Here is a 17282-nt window from a genome sequence, read left to right as displayed (position 1 = left end):
AAAGATGACGACCTATGATGCTGGGCATTATGATGTGGTCGTGGTGGGAGCAGGCCATGCCGGATGTGAATCCGCTTTGGCTGCCGCCCGCATGGGGTGTTCCACCTTGTTGTTGACAATCAGCCTGGATACGATTGCGTACATGCCTTGCAATCCGTCCATCGGGGGGCCAGCGAAAGGGCATGTGGTGCGGGAAATCGATGCGCTAGGTGGGGAAATGGGAAAGGTGATTGATAAGACCCATATCCAAATGCGCATGCTGAACACGGGTAAAGGCCCTGCTGTGTACGCGTTGCGGGCGCAGGCGGACAAGGTGTTGTACCAGCGTGAAATGAAGAAAACCTTGGAAACGACGCCCAATTTGACAGTGCATCAAGGGCTGGTGGAGCGACTGATCGTGGACAAGGGTGTGTGCCATGGGGTGGTAACCCGCACCGGTGCGAAGTATTTTGCCAAAGCGGTCGTGTTGACTACTGGCACATATCTGCGGGGGAGAGTCATTATCGGGGATCTTTCTTATGAAAGTGGCCCCAACAATCAACAGCCTGCAGTTGAGTTGGCGCATCATCTGTTGGAACTAGGGTTTGACATGGTGCGCTTTAAAACGGGAACGCCTCCGCGCGTGAACAAAAACACCATTGATACGAGCAAGATGGAGGAGCAACCGGGGGATAAGGAGCCGCGGGCTTTCTCATATGAGACGACCGAGTTCATCACCGACCAGCTTCCTTGTTGGTTGACTCACACCAATGAGCGCACGCACCAATTTATCCGTGACAATTTGCATCGGGCGCCCATGTATTCAGGTGTGATTGAAGGAACGGGACCGCGCTATTGCCCGTCGATTGAAGATAAGATCGTGCGCTTCGCTGACAAGGGGCGGCATCAGATCTTTATCGAGCCGGAGGGCAGGGAGACGATGGAGATGTACGTGCAAGGGCTCTCCACCAGTTTGCCGGAAGATGTTCAATTGTCGATCCTGCGCACGATTGAAGGGATGGAAAAAGTAGAGATGATGCGTACGGGGTATGCGATTGAGTATGATTCCATCGTCCCTACGCAATTGTGGCCTTCGCTGGAAACCAAACGGGTGGAAAATCTGTTCACCGCTGGCCAATTGAATGGCACGTCGGGATATGAAGAAGCGGCGGCGCAAGGGATTATGGCCGGAATCAACGCCGCACGTAAAGTGCAAGGCAAAGAGCCGGTGATCCTTGATCGTTCCCAGGCGTATATCGGTGTGCTGATTGATGATTTGGTGACCAAAGGAACCAATGAGCCGTACCGCTTGCTCACGTCCCGTGCCGAATATCGCTTGCTGCTTCGCCATGACAACGCTGATTTGCGATTGACCGACATTGGCTATGAAATCGGGCTGATCAGCGAGGAGCGCTATGCCCGCTTCAACAGCAAACGACAAGCAATTGCCCGGGAAATCGAGCGATTGCGTGAAACGAAAGTGCGTCCGACGCCTGAAGTGCAATCCATTTTGGTTTCCATGGGAACGACGGAAATCAATAATGCCGTTGAGCTGGCGACGTTGATCAAGCGTCCGGAGCTGGGGTATAAGGAGATTGCGCAGATGTCGCCGCCACCGGAGCCGCTGCCGGCCGATGTGGAAGAACAAGTGGAGATCCAATTGAAGTATGAAGGATATATCAAAAAAGCGTTGCAACAAGTGGAGAAGATGAAACGAATGGATGAGAAGCGGATTCCGGCTTGGGTCGATTATAGCAAGATTGCTGGTATTTCCTCGGAAGCGCGCGAGAAGCTGGAGAAAGTGCGCCCGCTTTCCTTGGGCCAGGCGTCCCGCATCTCCGGCGTCAATCCTGCTGACATCTCCATTTTGATGGTTCATATTGAACAAGGCGGCAAAGCATATTTGAAACAAGATTCATGACCGGGACCTGAATGAGTAGCACACATAGCACGGAATTCAAAACGGGTCGCGAGCGGGCGGTCGGTTTTTAAGGAGGGCGTTTATGCATGAGCTAGGCGAATGGCTCCGGGAACAGGTTGCGCCGTGGGGCCTTTTGTTGTCGGAGCGCCAGCTGCAACAGTTTGCGCTGTATTATGAGCATTTGATCAAAATCAATGAAGTGATGAATCTCACCTCCATCACGGATGTGCGGGAGGTGTATGTGAAGCACTTTTATGATTCGCTCACCTTGGCGCAAGTGGTGGATGTAAGCCGAGTGACTTCGTTGATCGATGTAGGTACCGGAGCCGGATTCCCAGGGATTCCGCTAAAAATCGCTTTTCCGGAACTAAAACTGACGTTGTTGGATTCATTGAAGAAAAGGGTGGGGTTCTTGCAGGAAGTGGCGGATCTGTTGGAGCTGGATCATGTCACTTGCGTGCATGGCCGGGCGGAAGAGATGGCCAAACAAAAAGGGTTCCGAGAGGCTTATGACATGGCCACTGCCAGGGCAGTCGCCCGCCTCAATGTGTTGGCGGAGTACTGTTTACCGTTTGTGAAAGTGGGCGGAACGTTTGTGTCAATGAAAGGGCCGTCGGCAGAAGAGGAGATGAAAGAGGCGAAGCGGGCATTGCATGTGCTGGGTAAAACCACATGCCAACGCAAAGAACTGGTTCTTCCTGAAGCGATGGGGACGCGCAATCTCATCATTATGCAGAAAAGGGATCACACGCCCAAGGCGTATCCGCGCAAAGCGGGGACACCGACAAAACAGCCGTTGGTATGACGAACCTGCGAGAAAAAATAAAGCCGAATGACTCAATGATGGTGGAGTGCGCATTCGGCTTTTCGCATTACCCTAAATTGTTAATTAAACTGTGGAGGCCGCGCAAAGCGAGCTTCCTTTTTTCTATTTTGTCCATTTCTTGCCGTTTGCGGCTGTTTTCGGAATGGGGGGTTAAGAATTCTTCCCAAGAGTTGTAGCCGCCATAGGCATCTTCAAATTCAATGTCATCCCGTTTCAGGCTGGCATCCATTTCCGGCTCTTCGTCTTGAGAAGAGTCACGGCTGAATGGTTGCATGGTTGGTTGTGTGTTTTCAAATAATGGACCGTCCTCAAAGGCGAAAAAAGGAGACTGATGATTGGTTTGTTGTTGTGGTTGCTCTTCCCAAAAAGGCGCCGTGTTTTGTTGTATGGGGGCTTTGTTGGCCCGATGGTCCACGAGCGACTCGATTTTCTGCTGGAAGCGGGCTTTTTTCTGGCGGTTCCGCCTGCGAGAGGAAAATGGCTCCAATGGTTGCGATTGCGTATCTTCCGCTTCATATTGAATCCCTTGAGCGGCCTCTTGGAAAGAGGAAGACTCTTGGTAAGAGACTGATTCCCGATAAGAGGATGATTCACGGAAAGGTGAGTGATGCATGGGAGCCTGCGATTCAAATGAAAATGGGCCCATGGGTTGGTGGTTGGCTTGCTGCCCATTGTCTTGCTGTTCTGGCCCGTCATGATCCATGTATTGGATGCGTTTGTTAGCTGCAAGGCGTTTCCGTAGTTTCAAGTCCCGTTCGCGATAAATAGGTTGGATCGGTTCCTCTTCTTTTGATTCGTCATTGTCAGGTTGTTGGGCGGAATCCGGTTCAAAAGCCAAGGGTGTAAACAAGTTGGGCATAGAAGAAGGTTCCCCCCAAGGCGAATAAGAGAAGGCTTCCTGTTCTTGCTCCGGTTCGTCATCTTCCAAGGCGATCCGTTCCACCGGATAAACCGCGTGTTCTTCTTTCTCTTCTTGTTCCGCTTGGAAGGGAATCCGATTTTTTCGTCGCAATCCTTTTTTGCGAGTTGAAGCGGGCGGGGTTTCTTGAAAAAAGCTATATGGACTAGCGTATTCAACTTCTTGCGCTTCCAGCACTTCCCATTCCTCATCGGCCTGTTCCGCATCTTCCTCTAAGGGGTGGGTCTGGTAATGCGCCGATTCCTGGTAAGCCGTTTCCTCAGAATAAGAGATGGATATCTCCTCTTCTTCTTGTTTCACCTCGCCCCTAGCGACATGGATGGTGTGCGTGGTTGTTTCCCCAGTGGGTGTATGTAAGGTGGTTTGGTGCAATGTCAATTTGAGATCCGCATCTGCATGTTCGCTAGCAGAGGAGGGTTCGTCACTTGACTCCCTATTTGTTAACGATTGGCTTACCAGGGTGGTAATCATGTTGGGAGTCAATTGAATGTAGTAAGCCGTTTTTCCGCTCTCTTGCAATTTTCGGACGCTTTCGTGATCGGAAGGTTCCGTGCCGATGATGATCAAGTCGTACTGGGATTCATGTTGTGTCATTTCTCCCCCTCCTTTTTCGTAGCCAGGTGGTGAATCCCTACGCTCTGACAAGTTCTCCTGTTTTTATTATCGCTTTTTTTTCAAGCAATCGCTAGGGTTATTTTATAAAAATGGGTTTTAAAAGCATTCCCCCAAGGGTTTCCTTGGGGGTTGTGTATTGTTTCATTTTTTTACCGATTTGCCGACTTTTTTCTCGGTGACTGCAGCCGCTTCCGCGAAGGAGTCAGGTACATGGAATTCTTGGTGAATCGTGGCTGCTGCTTCCAGCATGTCTTTGGTTGGTACTGCACGAGCTTTGGATTGGGCAAACTTGCACAGCCCGAAGCCATTGGCGAATTGAGCTTCAATGCCGTAATCTTCAGCGAAGATCAGCTTGTCCCCGAAGCGTTCACGGTAAAACGGTTTAAACGGAATGGAAGCCCCACCGGTTAGGATGATGTAGGTGATGTCATCCCCGTAGTCGAGACGGTTCCAAACTTCGTTGACCAACGCTTCACCCACTTCTTTGATGCATTCTTGGACGATCGCGCTAACGTCATGCACTTTCCCTTTGAAGCTGATCTCGCCGGAACGCACTACGCGAGGCAAACTCCAGATGGGGTATTCTTTTCCGTTGGAATCTGGATCAGCTTGGCGAGTGAAGTCCAGCAAGCGTTTCGCCAACAATTCATACACATTGAGCATTGCATGGCGGGAGGTGAAGCTTTGACGTTTGATGATGGTTTCTCCGTGCAACGTTTCAATGTCTGAAGTACCAAATCCTAAATCGTTGATGCTCACTTTTTGAATGAACAGGTCCTCATTCAACAGTTTGCCATCCCGATCCAAGGCGATGTGGAAGAGGGTGGCCATCGGCTGGCTGATCACGAAGAGATTTTCACGCTTGATTTCAAACTCAATCCGGCGCCATGGCAGGTTGCCTTGTTTCACTTCAAAGGAATGTTTACCGATGAGACGGCGTTTCAGCTCATCTTTATAATCAATATAGCTATCAGTCGGCAGAGCGACGGACACTACCGGCTCCGTGCTTCCTTGCAACATCAATCCCGTGCTCACGCGGAACATGATCAGATATTCTTGCTCACGGAACCAAGTAGGGCTGAATAACCGACGCTTATGGGAGTCGAACAGTTCATCATCGCCGGCTTGTTCAATGGCCAGCTTACCGCAGAACCATTCACGGTCACCTTCACGTTCACGATACATAATGTTATGTGGATCATTGTTATAAGTGATCTCCCCGACGCGGTTCGGAACGACCATGTTCCGAATAAACATCTTATAGAACTTGCCGTTGGCACGTGTGACGACTTTGGTGCCATAGTACCCTTGGTCATTCCCTATGTATACAGGTACACTCATTTTCAGATATCCTCCTCAAGTGAATGAAATGCCCTTCTTCCCACGATTCTATCAATTGTGAAGGCGAAGGGTCAACAGAATCAGACCAATATCTACAAAGATGTGCAATTTACGCAACAGCCAAAAAACTGACAAGAATATCACACAGATTTGCGCGCTATCCATGCAATGAAACCATTTGTCACCAGAAGGGTTGGCCATGTTTCACGTGGAACATTTCCTGAACATTTTTTGAGAAATGGCCAGCGGGCAGGGTGTGATGTGACTGCCAGCGAATGGTATTAATAGATCGGGCTACTTCGAGATAACCGTAAGGTGGTGTCTGTGTCAATGAAACAACCGTTCACACGACTATTCGGTTTGGTGGATAAAGAGGACAAAAGCCTGGACCAAGTGAAGCACATTTCAGTGGAAATCATTGAGCCAAGCCCGTATCAACCTCGAACGGTCTTCCAAGAAGATCGGATTGATGAATTGTGCCAGTCCATTCGTTCGCATGGCGTTATTCAGCCGATAGTTGTGCGACGGAACGGGCACGGGGGTTATGAACTGATTGCGGGTGAACGGCGCCTGCGGGCAGTTAGAAAGCTAGGCATGGAAACCGTCCCGGCGATCATTCGCAATATGACTGACAACCAAGCGGCGTCGGCCGCCTTGATTGAGAATTTGCAACGGGAAAATCTAACGGCAATCGAAGAAGCACATGCGTATCAACGATTGTTGGAATTGAATCAGTTGACACAAGAAAGTTTAGCACAGCGCTTGGGTAAAGGACAATCAACGATTGCGAACAAATTGCGGCTGTTGCATTTACCTGAAGAGGTGCAAACGGCCTTGCTCAAGCGATCCATCACCGAGCGGCATGCCCGGGCGCTCTTGTCCCTCAAAGATGAGGCGCTGCAATTGCAGGTGTTGGCGGATATCATTGAACACGATTTGAATGTGAAACAGACGGAAGAGCGAATCAGCAAACTGCTGGCTTCCACGGAGAAAACGAAGAAAAGCCGGCGCAAGTCAGTGTCTCGCGATTTACGCATCGCCATCAATACGATTCGGCAATCAGTGGATATGGTGAAGCAGAGCGGCTTGCTGGTGCAGGCGGATGAACAGGAGCATGATGAGTTTTATGAGGTGATCATCCGCATTCCGAAACAGGGGGATTAAAACGATTTCATGATTTTTTCCTTTCGTTCTCACTTGACTATTATTAAAATAAAGGGAGAAAAGAATGAAAAGCGAGGCAACAAAGCTTCAAAGACGGTTGGACAGGATGGTTTCGCCAAGACGTCTGTGGAGGCGGTCGCCTCTTTTTCTTTACAAGAGCTTTGAAACGTCGTTGTAAGCGGGAAAAGGGAATTCGATCCCGGTTTTGCCCCGCATGAAGAGAAGAACGGCATGGAATGGAAGCGGCGTCGCTTGCCTGGAAATGGGTTGAAACGCCTTGAATGGGGAGAATTGGTTTGTTTCCGGGATAAGGCGTTTGGCCATCCCCTTCTGCTTAATAGGCTGAAGTTTCATGAGGAAACAGGATGGCCTGAGAATGGAGAGCTTGAACGGTTTAAGGGTGGGGAATAGCGGCATGCGGCACCTTTGCTTTACTCCAATCTCGCTACAACGATAGGCAGGAAAGCCCCGGTTCATGGAGCGGGGCGATGAATCCTCGAACATGCCAGCGGATGTTTGGGAGAAGAGGTGGAACAATGGGCAAAATCATTGCAATTGCCAATCAAAAAGGAGGCGTGGGCGTGCGTCCGTAAGGGGCGGTGAGTATCGCTTCAAAGGAAGCTCGGGATTAGAGAGAGATCCCGATGGTCGACTGACTTACCTGAGGGGGAAACGCCGATCAGGGAACATCGCCTGTCAGTAACGCGCAAGGCTTGCATGGCTGATGTCAAGTGGATGCGCAAGACCAAGGAGTGATATGGTCAAGGCTAGACTGCTTGAAACCCAGTTTCCTTGCCTTAACCATCCGGGGTGCGCCAGCCCAAAGGGGCAAGCGTACAGGAAAGTTTGTCGGGAGCATTGCCCGCGCTCTTCGGCACTCTCTAACTTTCCTCGGCGTATCGACGATACGTAAAGGAGACGAACGGGAACCTAAGTCACTCCCTTGTACTCATCGTTCTAAACGGAGATCACCTAAGGTGAGGCTGGGTCTAAAGAAGAGCCCACTGTTTTCACTATGGTGACGGAGCCCCCATAGTAGTCTGAGGTAGGGAAAGCCTGCTACGTGGCGAAGGGGGGCAGGTTGTCCAAATGATAGTGTGCCGGAGGTATGCGTAATGCAGAGAGCCGAGGTCATCCTATCATTGCTAAGCCAAAAAGCGAAGGAACAGCCGCACTTTCGCTTTCGTCGACTTTACCGCAATTTGTTTAATCCCGATTTCTATCGATATGCGCTCACGCAGGCGCAGGAAACATCCGGTACGGAGGCCGATTTGGCACTGCACGGACAGGCTTACATAGCGATGATAGAAAAAATGATTCATCAATTGAGAACGGAGACCTACCGATTTGCCCCCGATGACTTTGGCAAGGTGGACAAGCCAGGGCGACAGCCCAAATGGGAAGATCGCTTGTTGCGCGGGGCAGTTATTCAGCTTATTTCCGCAATCTTTGAACCGCATTTTTGGCATGGTTCGCATGGTGTCTACCCGATGCCTACCATAGAAGGCGCTTTGCGGGCCATACGTGAAGCGATCGGCGTGGATTGGTTGGTAGGAGGGGCACTTCCTGTTCATTGGAATCCAAACCAACAGGCTTTATTGCTGGAGTTGTTACGGGAGCGGCTGGAGGATGGGCGGTTGTTGGAGCTGGTTCGGCGTATGTTGAATGCCGATCGCCGGCAGATGACCGAGCGCACCGAACCGATTGCCGTCCATGCCGATGGGAAAAGGCTTTGGTTTCCTTGCCAGTTGCTGTTCCATGCGCTGGATCGATGCATGCGGCGATATGTTCAAGCAGCATCCTCTCCAATAGACATGCATTATATCCGGTGGAACCGATATTTGTTTGTAGGTGTCAAAGGATCGAAACGGATGGCCCAAGCACTTCGCGATCACCTGCATGATTGTCTGGAAAATGAACTTCGGTTTGAATCGTTTGCGCCGTTGACGCTGGTTCATGTGCAAGACAAGCAACGGGTGCGGTTTGGCCCATATGAACTTGCACCGGATTGCAGAGAACCGGGGCGACTTACTCCCTTGGTGCCACATGTGGCTATGCAAGAGCTTACGTGTCCTTTCCGCCGCGAAGGGAAGCCGGTGCGTCATCCAGGACGGCTCCACCTTAGTGTCCCGGAGTTGGTGAGCTTGTACGCCGGGGAGATGAAGGAATTATATCAGACGTATCGCTATGCGGCAGATGTAAGGGCCAAGTTGGGCAAGTTCCGTTATTATCACTATGGCAGTCTGCTTAAAACTATCGCCAGCAAAGAGAAGATATCGGTAAAACAAGTGTTGCGCAAATACGGTTCGCGCAATTCGGGGAGCAAACAAACTCTTGCGGTAAAGGGGGAGACGGGGTGGATCTCTTATTTTAACGAACCACTCAGTCAGTGTTCTCTTATATATGAAAAACGGCTTAGGGACAACTGGAGAGCCGGATACATCGAAAGGTGTACGTCCGGTTCGGAGGGGGGCTGATAGAAACCGGCCCTTATCAGGGATAAGGGAACTGGCGCTGTCTGTCTACCCTACAAAACAACCACGTCAGTGAACTTGGCTGCAGCGATTGCGGCACAAGGGAAGAAAGTGTTGATTGTAGATATTGACCCCCAAGGGAACACAACAAGTGGGCTGGGCATAAACAAAGGGGATGTCAAGCACTGCATCTATGATGTGTTAATTGATGAAGCACCAGCGGAGCAATCGATCCTGCCGACTTTGTTGGAAAATCTTTTTTTGATTCCGGCCACGATTCAATTGGCCGGGGTGGAAATCGAACTGTCGCAAGTTATTTCGCGGGAGAAGCGGTTGAAAAACGCGTTACAGACCGTGAAACACCGTTTTGATTACATCTTCATCGATTGTCCCCCTTCACTGGGGATTATCACCCTGAATGCGCTGAGTGCCGCCCAATCGGTGTTGATACCGATTCAATGTGAGTTTTATGCGTTGGAAGGGTTGGGACAACTCCTTAATACCATTCGCATTGTGCAAAAGCATTTGAACAAAGGGTTGGAGATTGAAGGTGTTTTGCTGACCATGTATGACGCCCGAACCAACCTGTCTTCGCAGGTGATGGAAGAAGTGAAAAAATACTTCCAGACGAAAGTGTACAACACAGTGATTCCGCGCAACATCCGATTGAGTGAGGCGCCCAGCCATGGGCAACCGATTATCGTCTATGATGCGCGTTCGCGAGGGGCAGAATGTTACAATGAATTGGCGAGAGAAGTGGTGATGCAGAATGAGTAAACGTCTGGGCCGAGGATTGGATGCCTTGTTTTCGCAAGTTGACGTGAAAGAGGAAGATGTGGTGACGGAGGCGGAGATCACTGAGCTGCGCCCCAATCCGTATCAACCTCGTAAGAACTTTGACGATGCAGCGTTGCAGGAATTGATGGAATCGATTAAGCAACATGGGATTGTACAACCCTTGGTTGTCCGCAAGAGCATTCGGGGTTATGAAATCGTGGCTGGGGAGCGTCGTTTTCGCGCGGCTAAGCTGGCTGCATTGCAGACCGTTCCCATTGTCGTAAGAGATTTTACTGATGAGCAGATGATGGAAATTGCGCTGGTGGAAAACATACAGCGGGAAGATTTGAATCCAATCGAAGTTGCCTTCGCCTATCAGAAACTGATGAATCATTTGGGGATTACGCAAGAGGAACTGGCAGAACGAGTTGGGAAAAGCCGTCCGCATGTGGCCAATTTCTTGCGATTGTTGCAATTGCCGGCGGAGGTGCAAGAGTATGTTTCACGTGGAACATTATCGATGGGACATGCTCGTACCCTGCTGGGGGTAAAAGATCGGGATATGCTGAAACGGCTAGCGGAAAAAGTGATCAAAGAGAAGCCAAGTGTACGGCAGTTGGAAGAATGGGTGCAAAAGTTAAACGAAGTGATGCCCAAAAAGGAAGAGCGCAAAAAGAAAACTGCCGATCCATTCATCAAGCGGTATGAAGATGTGTTGCAACAAGTGTTTAGCACCCCAGTACGCATTAAACATGGGCGGAAAAAGGGGAAAATCGAAATTGAATATTACTCCGAACGGGAGCTGGAACGCTTGATCGAAATGTTAAATGGCGAGCGGGTGATTGAATAAACAGGGGGAAGAGGAAAGTGATTTATTTGGACAATGCGGCTTCGACCTGGCCCAAACCCCCAGAGGTAGCGGAAGCGGCGAAGACTGCTATTTCGGACTATGGGGCTAATCCCGGACGCGGAGGCCACCAACTGGCGCGCAGGGCGGAGCAGACCATCGCGAAAACCAGAGCCAAACTGGCACGTCTGTTTGGCGTGAAGGACCCCAATCGTTTTCTCTTTTGTTTTCATGCGACCCATGCCATTAACCAAGCGATTCAAGGAACGCTCTCTTCGGAAGACCATGTGATTATCTCTGGATGGGAACATAATGCTGTCGCCCGCCCGGTTACCGCGCTCGCCCAGACGAAAGGAGTTCGGGTCAGCGTGGTGGAACCTTCTGCATCAGGAGATTGGCTGACGGCGATCCAACAGGCGGTATCACCGCAAACAAAAATGATCATCACTACCCATGGTTCCAATGTGACTGGAGAAGTGATGCCAGTTGTGGAGATCGGTCAGTATGCTCGAAGCAAGGGGATCCTGTACTTGGTGGATGCTTCGCAGACGGCGGGCTTGCTGCCGTACCGGCTTGATGAATGGCCCATTGATATGCTCGCTTTTCCAGGGCATAAAGGATTGTATGGGCCGCAAGGCACGGGTGGGCTGTATGTGGCAGAAGGTGTTTCCATATATCCGCTTTTGTTCGGAGGAACCGGGAGCCGCTCAGAGGAGCTGGAACAACCGCTAGACTGGCCAGGCGGCTTTGAGAGCGGCACACTCAACACGCCGGGTCTTGCCGGACTGGGGGCGGGCGTGGACTTTGTGTTGCGGACGGGTGTGGAGTGCATTCATCAGCATGAAATGGAGCTGACCCGTTTGTTGTGGGAAGGACTGAAACGGCTGAATGGGGTGCGGCTGTCCACCGAGGAGATGCCTTCGTTGCCGCTTTTCTCTTTCAATCTAGTCGGTTTGGATGGTCAAGAGGTAGCGATGATCTTAGATCAACATTATGACATCGCTGTCCGCGCTGGGTTCCATTGCGCCGCTTTGAAGCATCGTAGCTTAGGCACGGAGGCGGGGGCCATCCGGGTGAGCCCCGGCTATTTCAACACCCCAGCCGAGATAGAATCGTTTTTAAAGGCCATTGCTGAGATTCAGCGTTATCTGTCATGATTGGCAGACTTCCTACAGGATGCTATGATCTTTCGACATAGGGAGAGTCAGGGAAGCGAAGGCTGATCATGGGGTGTCAATACCATTTCAGTGAACGAGTCCAGGCCGTCTGCTAAAAGCAGGCGGCCTGCGTTTGTTGACCGAGCGTTTGGATCCTGTTTCGATTACGCCGAGAGTGTGGGCATCTTTAAACAGGCTTTTTTAATAGAAGTGGAGATGATTTCGGCCATGTTCATGACCAAGCTCAACCGGGTGTTTTGTAAGACGAAATATTCCATGAATCCGGATACGTTGACTATGCCGGTGATATGGATGTTTCCCACTTCCGGTAAGGATTTGTTCACTCCGGCTCCAGGCTTTAACGGCCCTAGCCCCAGCTGGATTGATCCTACGCTTTTAAAGTGGCCAAGACAAGCGTCCACTGCAATGACCAGCGAATGGGGATGGGCGGATGAGATGTTCTCCAAGGTTTCTTCAAGATTGAGCGCGTGCACCGGGTCATCCAGTGTACCGTATATGAGCAGGCCGGGTGGGGGATCTTTGCGCAAAGCACTTCCAACCAGAGGGCCCAGCGCGTCACCAGTTGAACGGTCGGTGCCGACGCATACGCAAACGATGTCATGATAAGGGGCGAAAGAGCGGCAAGCAAACGCTAGATGATTTGCAAACTCCTCATCTGCCATAGGATGGGTGTGTTCAACCCGAAAAGGATAGGTTGTTTTATGCGCTTGGCGGACAGAGGCATATTCGTTCATGGACAACCCTCCGAGAATCAATTCTGTAACAGTATACGGATTTGAGAGGGAAAATATACATAGGTTGCTAGATTATTAAAATAGGTCGGAGAGTTAACCAAAGTTTAGCCAACAGTCGCTAAAAAACAGCATATAATAGAAAATATCAGTCTGGCCGTGTAACAGGAATTGCGGAAGCTAATAGCGGGAAAGAATCAAATACAAGCTGGTTGAATTTTGACCAGAGGCTTTCTATAATTGTAGCATTCACAGAAGAGAGAGTGATCTGAATTGCAAATGAAGCAATTTGGTCTTGGCGATGTCGTGGAAATGAAAAAGGCACATCCTTGCGGAACGAACGCATGGAAAATCATTCGTATGGGAGCCGATATCCGCATGAAATGCACAGGATGCGACCACAGCGTCTTGTTGCCGCGGAGCCGGTTTGAAAAGAGATTGAAGCGCGTATTGGTGCCCGCGGGCGGACAGGATGAAACAGAATAAGGATGAGCGGCCTCATGCAAGAGAGGCCGCTTTTTTTGTCCGGAGTACACTAGGTGATGATCCGCATGGCCAAATCCTCTGTCCTCCCGCTGATGGCACTCGGCCCCACTTTTCGCTATAATGGACAAGGATTCGAATATCAGTACGGTGTTCGGTGAGAATCGGACGTTAGAGGAGGAGCCAAAAGATGGCGTTAGCTACTGGAATTGTCGGTTTACCTAACGTAGGAAAATCCACGCTGTTTAATGCGATCACCCAAGCAGGAGCGGAGTCTGCCAACTACCCGTTTTGCACGATTGATCCGAATGTGGGGGTTGTCGATGTGCCGGATCCGCGATTGGATCGGTTGGCGGAATTGATCAAACCGCAACGGACCGTTCCCACATCCTTCCAATTCGTGGACATCGCCGGCCTGGTGAAAGGAGCGAGCCGGGGGGAAGGGCTGGGAAACAAATTTCTCTCCCATATCCGCGAAGTGGACGCCATTATTCATGTGGTTCGTTGCTTTGAAGATGAAAACATCACCCATGTGGCGGGCAAAGTGGACCCAGCTGCGGATATAGAAACCATCAGCTTAGAGTTGGTGCTGGCGGACTTGGAAACCGTTGAAAAACGGTTGGAGCGTGTGAAAAAGCAGAAAAAGAGCGGGGACAAAGTGGCGGCGCAAGAGCATGCCATCCTGGAGCGGTTGCAACAGGTTCTAGCCGAAGGAAAACCGGCGCGTATGGTAGAGTTGGATGAAGAAGAACGCAAACTGATCAAGAGCCTGAACCTTTTGACGATGAAAAATGTCCTCTATGCGGCCAATGTGAGCGAACAGGACATTGCCAATCCCGACGAAAATCCCTATGTGCAGGTAGTGAAGGAAATCGCTGCCGCTGAAGGAGCGGAAGTGGTGCCGATCAGTGCCCAAGTGGAAGCGGAAATCGCCGAGTTAGAAGGAGAAGAGCGAGCCATGTTTTTAGAAGAGCTCGGCTTGGAGCAGTCGGGCTTGGATCGTTTGATCTCGGCCGCCTACAAGTTGCTCGGCTTGATCACGTATTTTACCGCTGGTGAGAAAGAAGTGCGGGCTTGGACCATCCGCGAGGGCACCAAAGCGCCGCAAGCGGCCGCGGTGATCCACACCGACTTTGAACGCGGCTTCATTCGCGCAGAGGTTACAGCGTATGAAGACCTGATCGCCTGTGGATCACAAGCGGTTGCCCGCGAGAAGGGATTATTGCGTTTGGAAGGGAAAGATTATGTCGTCAAAGACGGGGACATCATGACGTTCCGCTTTAACGTGTAGAAGCGAAAGCTGCCACAATCATTTTGGCACTTTCCCGAGTTCTTCGCCCTACCTGTTTTTTGCTCTTTTTGCAGTGAGGGTTCATTGATTTCTTTTTCGTTTTCTGTTACAATTACTAATCGTACTACGTATCAGACGTATTACTCCTTGCTCTGCGTCGCATAGCAGGGCCGTTTAAGTCCAAAAGGAGGTGTAGAGGATGCATAACTACGAAATCATGTTCATCGTACGTCCAGATGTGGATGAGGAAACCGTAAAAGCGACCCGTGAAAAGGTACAAGCGACCATTACGGAAAACGGCGGCGAAATCACCAACATCGACGAAATGGGCAAACGCCGTCTCGCTTACGAGATCGACAAACATCGTGAAGGTGTGTACACCGTGTACACATTCAAAGGTGAAGCGCGCGTTGTTGACGAACTTGATCACGTGATCCGCATTAACGACAACATTTTGCGTCACCTGATCATCAACATCGACGAAAAATAAGATCGATTGATATAGATGAAGGTTGATCATTAGCAAGGGAGAGGGGATCAATGTTAAATCGGGTCATCTTAGTCGGACGGCTCACCCGTGATCCGGAGTTGCGTTACACAGCCAGCGGAGTGGCGATCACACGCTTTTCCATCGCGGTGAACCGGAATTACACGAACCAGCAAGGGGAACGAGAAGCAGACTTTATCAACATCGTCACGTGGCGTGGACTGGCTGAGAACTGTGCCAACTACCTGCGAAAAGGCTCTTTGGTTGGAGTCGATGGCCGTTTGCAGACGGGCAAGTATGAAAACCAAGAAGGGCGCACGGTGTACACCACGGATGTGGTGGCGGAAGACGTCCGTTTCTTGGAGCCGAAAAACCGAAGCGAGTCGGTTTCCGATTTCGGCGGAGGTTCATTTGGCGGCAACTCCTACGGTGGTGGAAACAACAAAAACGTTGGCCGCAAACCGATGGATGATCCCTTTGCTGATGATGGCCAACCCATTGACATCTCTGATGATGATCTGCCTTTCTGACATTTAAACTACTTGCTAAATAAGGAAGGAGGCAATTGCTCATGGCTCGTCGTCGTGGAAACAAGCGCCGCAAGGTCTGCTACTTCACAGTCAACAAAATCGATTATATCGATTACAAAGACACCGACTTGTTGCGCAAGTTCATCAGTGAGCGCGGTAAAATTCTGCCGCGTCGCGTAACGGGTACCAGCTCCAAGTACCAACGCCAATTGACCCGCGCAATCAAAAGAGCACGTCAAATGGCTCTGGTACCATATAGCAACGATTGATCGGCAAACAGGGGTGTGCGTCGCCCCTGTTTTTCGTATGTAAAAGAAGGAAAAAGTTGGACGAATGTGGAAGCATCTCCTAAACTTGTTTACATTTGAAGGAGTGCAACCATATGAGTCGGCCTGAACGGGGAGTGCAATTCGCTAAGAGCGTGAAAGTGATCGAATGGTTAAAAACCGAAATCCTTGATCAGATTGCCAACCTATTTCGGGGAATTTTCCATGCCAATCAGCATATGATGATAGATAGTTTGTCCAGTTTGGTTATTTCGGTGTATGTCATGGCGAGACGGATGGGTTTTTCGTTTCGCGAGCTTGATCAGGCGGTAATTCAAAAATTACGCGAGCATATCCATGAAGGGCATCAATTGGAACAATGGTACAGTGATTTGTCTTCTTTGGAAGAATACGTGAACAAGAGGTGACAAGTGGTTTGTCTCAACAGTCAAAAGGGGGATGGAAGGATGGCCTTCTCGCTTGCGGAGGGTTTCTCTTCCTTCTCGTTTCTTTATTTATCCCTGTTCTTCAGTTTGTTGCGCTTTGGCTTCTTCCCCTTCCATTCCTCCTGCTCAAGGCTAAGCGGCCTTGGTCGACAACCCTGATTCCGTTCGGCATGTTGATTGTTTGGCTTCTCTTTTATCCGGTTCCCCTTTTTATTTGTTTGTTCCTGTTCGCTTGGTTGACTGGTAGCGTCATGGGGCATTTGGTTCGCAAGGAAGATGCGACAGGGACGGATACAGTGTTGGGCGGCTTGGTAGCTGGGTTGGTTAGTTCTTGGATCATCCTGTTGGTGGGCCAACTCGGTTTCCAGTTGTTTTCGCAGTTGACCACGGTTTGGGATCAGCAATGGGCGGAAACGGTGCGCCTTATGGGGAAAAATGGGATTGCTTTGCAGGATGCAGGGTTGTCTTTGTCGGTCGCTTTTCCGATCCTGCTGTTCATGCTCATCGTCCCGTCGGTGGTTGCAACGTTTCTAGTGGCTTCCCGCCTGTTGGAACGTGCGGGATTTCCCCGGAAATCTTTGCCGCCGTTTTATGAATGGCGCTTGCCCCGGATTTTTTTCACCGCGTACCTGTTGTTGATGATCGCATCGCTTGTGCAGTCCGGCAACGAGGTGGGCGGCGATTGGATACTGGGATTCTTGTATTTGATGCAAATCCTGATGGTGTTGCAGGGTTGCTCGTTTGCGCTGTTTCTTCTGCAACGCCGTCGCGGTCGGGTCGGCTGGGGGAGCCACGCGCTCGCGCTGGTGTTGGCCGTTCCGCTTTCTCCGCTGTTTATGTTGTTGGGGTTCATTGATACGGGGATTGACTTGCGGGGACGCCTAGCCAAGAAGTGAGATCCGGCAAGCTGGCGGAAATCCAAGTTTTGGCGGTGTGATCAAGAGGGGCGGGAGTTGCTCTATCCTATAACTGGGGTAAAATAAGAGTGAGATGAAATGCAGGGTTGA

At 50.5% G+C, this 17282-nt stretch carries 18 protein-coding genes; 15 read left to right on the top strand and 3 right to left on the bottom strand.

The window, feature by feature from the left end; all coding sequences use genetic code 11:
* The first annotated feature begins 4 nt into the window (after window positions 1–4).
* Together mnmG and rsmG are read left to right on the top strand one after the other, a co-directional pair.
* Entirely contained in the window at window positions 5–1900 is a 1896-nt protein-coding gene (gene mnmG / locus CLV36_RS04285; protein WP_106341844.1) for a tRNA uridine-5-carboxymethylaminomethyl(34) synthesis enzyme MnmG, read from the top strand.
* Between the two features lie 82 nt (window positions 1901–1982).
* Window positions 1983–2705, top strand: a complete 723-nt coding sequence (rsmG, locus tag CLV36_RS04280) for a 16S rRNA (guanine(527)-N(7))-methyltransferase RsmG (RefSeq protein WP_106341843.1) — start codon at window positions 1983–1985, stop codon at window positions 2703–2705.
* A gap of 67 nt (window positions 2706–2772) precedes the next feature.
* On the opposite strand, the gene CLV36_RS04275 is transcribed toward rsmG, so the two are convergent.
* Complete coding sequence (locus CLV36_RS04275) at window positions 2773–4239, bottom strand: hypothetical protein (protein ID WP_106341842.1); 1467 nt, start codon at window positions 4237–4239, stop codon at window positions 2773–2775.
* A gap of 162 nt (window positions 4240–4401) precedes the next feature.
* A complete protein-coding gene (locus tag CLV36_RS04270; protein ID WP_106341841.1) occupies window positions 4402–5601 on the bottom strand; it encodes a ParM/StbA family protein in 1200 nt (399 codons plus the stop codon).
* Window positions 5602–5931: 330 nt separating this feature from the next.
* Between CLV36_RS04270 and noc the strand changes: the two genes are divergently transcribed.
* The 6 genes from noc to CLV36_RS04240 all read left to right on the top strand — a co-directional run bounded on the left by noc (window position 5932) and on the right by CLV36_RS04240 (window position 12020).
* The gene (noc, locus tag CLV36_RS04265) at window positions 5932–6765 is read left to right on the top strand and encodes a nucleoid occlusion protein (RefSeq protein ID WP_181352819.1); all 834 of its coding nucleotides are present in this window, start codon (window positions 5932–5934) and stop codon (window positions 6763–6765) included.
* A 231-nt stretch (window positions 6766–6996) separates the two neighbouring features.
* The gene (locus tag CLV36_RS04260; RefSeq protein WP_106341840.1) at window positions 6997–7176 is read left to right on the top strand and encodes a hypothetical protein; all 180 of its coding nucleotides are present in this window, start codon (window positions 6997–6999) and stop codon (window positions 7174–7176) included.
* Between the two features lie 704 nt (window positions 7177–7880).
* The gene (locus tag CLV36_RS04255; protein WP_106341839.1) at window positions 7881–9242 is read left to right on the top strand and encodes a hypothetical protein; all 1362 of its coding nucleotides are present in this window, start codon (window positions 7881–7883) and stop codon (window positions 9240–9242) included.
* Between the two features lie 15 nt (window positions 9243–9257).
* Window positions 9258–10016: a ParA family protein gene (locus CLV36_RS04250; RefSeq protein ID WP_054095816.1), complete on the top strand. Its 759-nt coding sequence runs from the start codon at window positions 9258–9260 to the stop codon at window positions 10014–10016.
* Window positions 10009–10866 (top strand): ParB/RepB/Spo0J family partition protein, encoded by an 858-nt coding sequence (locus CLV36_RS04245; protein ID WP_022737294.1) that lies wholly within the window; start codon window positions 10009–10011, stop codon window positions 10864–10866. The genes CLV36_RS04250 and CLV36_RS04245 overlap by 8 nt, the downstream gene beginning before the upstream one ends.
* A 17-nt stretch (window positions 10867–10883) precedes the next feature.
* The gene (locus CLV36_RS04240) at window positions 10884–12020 is read left to right on the top strand and encodes an aminotransferase class V-fold PLP-dependent enzyme (protein ID WP_106341838.1); all 1137 of its coding nucleotides are present in this window, start codon (window positions 10884–10886) and stop codon (window positions 12018–12020) included.
* A 164-nt stretch (window positions 12021–12184) separates the two neighbouring features.
* Here CLV36_RS04240 and yyaC read toward each other — a convergent pair whose 3' ends face one another.
* Window positions 12185–12775 (bottom strand): spore protease YyaC, encoded by a 591-nt coding sequence (yyaC, locus tag CLV36_RS04235; protein WP_106341837.1) that lies wholly within the window; start codon window positions 12773–12775, stop codon window positions 12185–12187.
* A gap of 270 nt (window positions 12776–13045) precedes the next feature.
* Between yyaC and CLV36_RS04230 the strand changes: the two genes are divergently transcribed.
* The 7 genes from CLV36_RS04230 (at window position 13046) to CLV36_RS04200 (ending at window position 17171) form a co-directional block, all read left to right on the top strand.
* Window positions 13046–13258 (top strand): DUF951 domain-containing protein, encoded by a 213-nt coding sequence (locus tag CLV36_RS04230; protein WP_106341836.1) that lies wholly within the window; start codon window positions 13046–13048, stop codon window positions 13256–13258.
* Window positions 13259–13445: 187 nt separating this feature from the next.
* Window positions 13446–14546 (top strand): redox-regulated ATPase YchF, encoded by a 1101-nt coding sequence (gene ychF / locus CLV36_RS04225; RefSeq protein ID WP_106341835.1) that lies wholly within the window; start codon window positions 13446–13448, stop codon window positions 14544–14546.
* Window positions 14547–14745: 199 nt separating this feature from the next.
* The gene (gene rpsF / locus CLV36_RS04220; RefSeq protein ID WP_102993707.1) at window positions 14746–15036 is read left to right on the top strand and encodes a 30S ribosomal protein S6; all 291 of its coding nucleotides are present in this window, start codon (window positions 14746–14748) and stop codon (window positions 15034–15036) included.
* Window positions 15037–15086: 50 nt separating this feature from the next.
* A complete protein-coding gene (gene ssb, locus CLV36_RS04215; protein WP_022737300.1) occupies window positions 15087–15563 on the top strand; it encodes a single-stranded DNA-binding protein in 477 nt (158 codons plus the stop codon).
* Window positions 15564–15604: 41 nt separating this feature from the next.
* Entirely contained in the window at window positions 15605–15832 is a 228-nt protein-coding gene (gene rpsR / locus CLV36_RS04210) for a 30S ribosomal protein S18 (protein ID WP_022737301.1), read from the top strand.
* A 113-nt stretch (window positions 15833–15945) separates the two neighbouring features.
* Complete coding sequence (locus CLV36_RS04205; RefSeq protein ID WP_102993706.1) at window positions 15946–16257, top strand: MazG-like family protein; 312 nt, start codon at window positions 15946–15948, stop codon at window positions 16255–16257.
* Between the two features lie 8 nt (window positions 16258–16265).
* Entirely contained in the window at window positions 16266–17171 is a 906-nt protein-coding gene (locus CLV36_RS04200) for a DUF2232 domain-containing protein (protein WP_154986056.1), read from the top strand.
* Window positions 17172–17282: the final 111 nt, after the last annotated feature.

The organism is Laceyella sediminis (assembly GCF_003003125.1).
GTDB classification, from domain to species: domain Bacteria; phylum Bacillota; class Bacilli; order Thermoactinomycetales; family Thermoactinomycetaceae; genus Laceyella; species Laceyella tengchongensis.
Note: the sequence above shows the minus strand (reverse complement) of the source record. Positions and strands in the feature narration are given on the sequence as shown.

What these genes read in the sequence shown, in the direction of transcription:
- rsmG (WP_106341843.1), top strand. Translation starts at nt 1,983, where the DNA reads ATGCATGAGCTAGGCGAATGGCTCCGGGAACAGGTTGCGCCGTGGGGC.
- CLV36_RS04270 (WP_106341841.1), bottom strand. Translation starts at nt 5,601, where the DNA reads ATGAGTGTACCTGTATACATAGGGAATGACCAAGGGTACTATGGCACC.
- ssb (WP_022737300.1), top strand. Translation starts at nt 15,087, where the DNA reads ATGTTAAATCGGGTCATCTTAGTCGGACGGCTCACCCGTGATCCGGAG.
- rpsF (WP_102993707.1), top strand. Translation starts at nt 14,746, where the DNA reads ATGCATAACTACGAAATCATGTTCATCGTACGTCCAGATGTGGATGAG.
- yyaC (WP_106341837.1), bottom strand. Translation starts at nt 12,775, where the DNA reads ATGAACGAATATGCCTCTGTCCGCCAAGCGCATAAAACAACCTATCCT.
- ychF (WP_106341835.1), top strand. Translation starts at nt 13,446, where the DNA reads ATGGCGTTAGCTACTGGAATTGTCGGTTTACCTAACGTAGGAAAATCC.
- mnmG (WP_106341844.1), top strand. Translation starts at nt 5, where the DNA reads ATGACGACCTATGATGCTGGGCATTATGATGTGGTCGTGGTGGGAGCA.
- noc (WP_181352819.1), top strand. Translation starts at nt 5,932, where the DNA reads ATGAAACAACCGTTCACACGACTATTCGGTTTGGTGGATAAAGAGGAC.
- CLV36_RS04205 (WP_102993706.1), top strand. Translation starts at nt 15,946, where the DNA reads ATGAGTCGGCCTGAACGGGGAGTGCAATTCGCTAAGAGCGTGAAAGTG.
- CLV36_RS04245 (WP_022737294.1), top strand. Translation starts at nt 10,009, where the DNA reads ATGAGTAAACGTCTGGGCCGAGGATTGGATGCCTTGTTTTCGCAAGTT.
- CLV36_RS04255 (WP_106341839.1), top strand. Translation starts at nt 7,881, where the DNA reads ATGCAGAGAGCCGAGGTCATCCTATCATTGCTAAGCCAAAAAGCGAAG.
- rpsR (WP_022737301.1), top strand. Translation starts at nt 15,605, where the DNA reads ATGGCTCGTCGTCGTGGAAACAAGCGCCGCAAGGTCTGCTACTTCACA.
- CLV36_RS04275 (WP_106341842.1), bottom strand. Translation starts at nt 4,239, where the DNA reads ATGACACAACATGAATCCCAGTACGACTTGATCATCATCGGCACGGAA.
- CLV36_RS04260 (WP_106341840.1), top strand. Translation starts at nt 6,997, where the DNA reads ATGGAATGGAAGCGGCGTCGCTTGCCTGGAAATGGGTTGAAACGCCTT.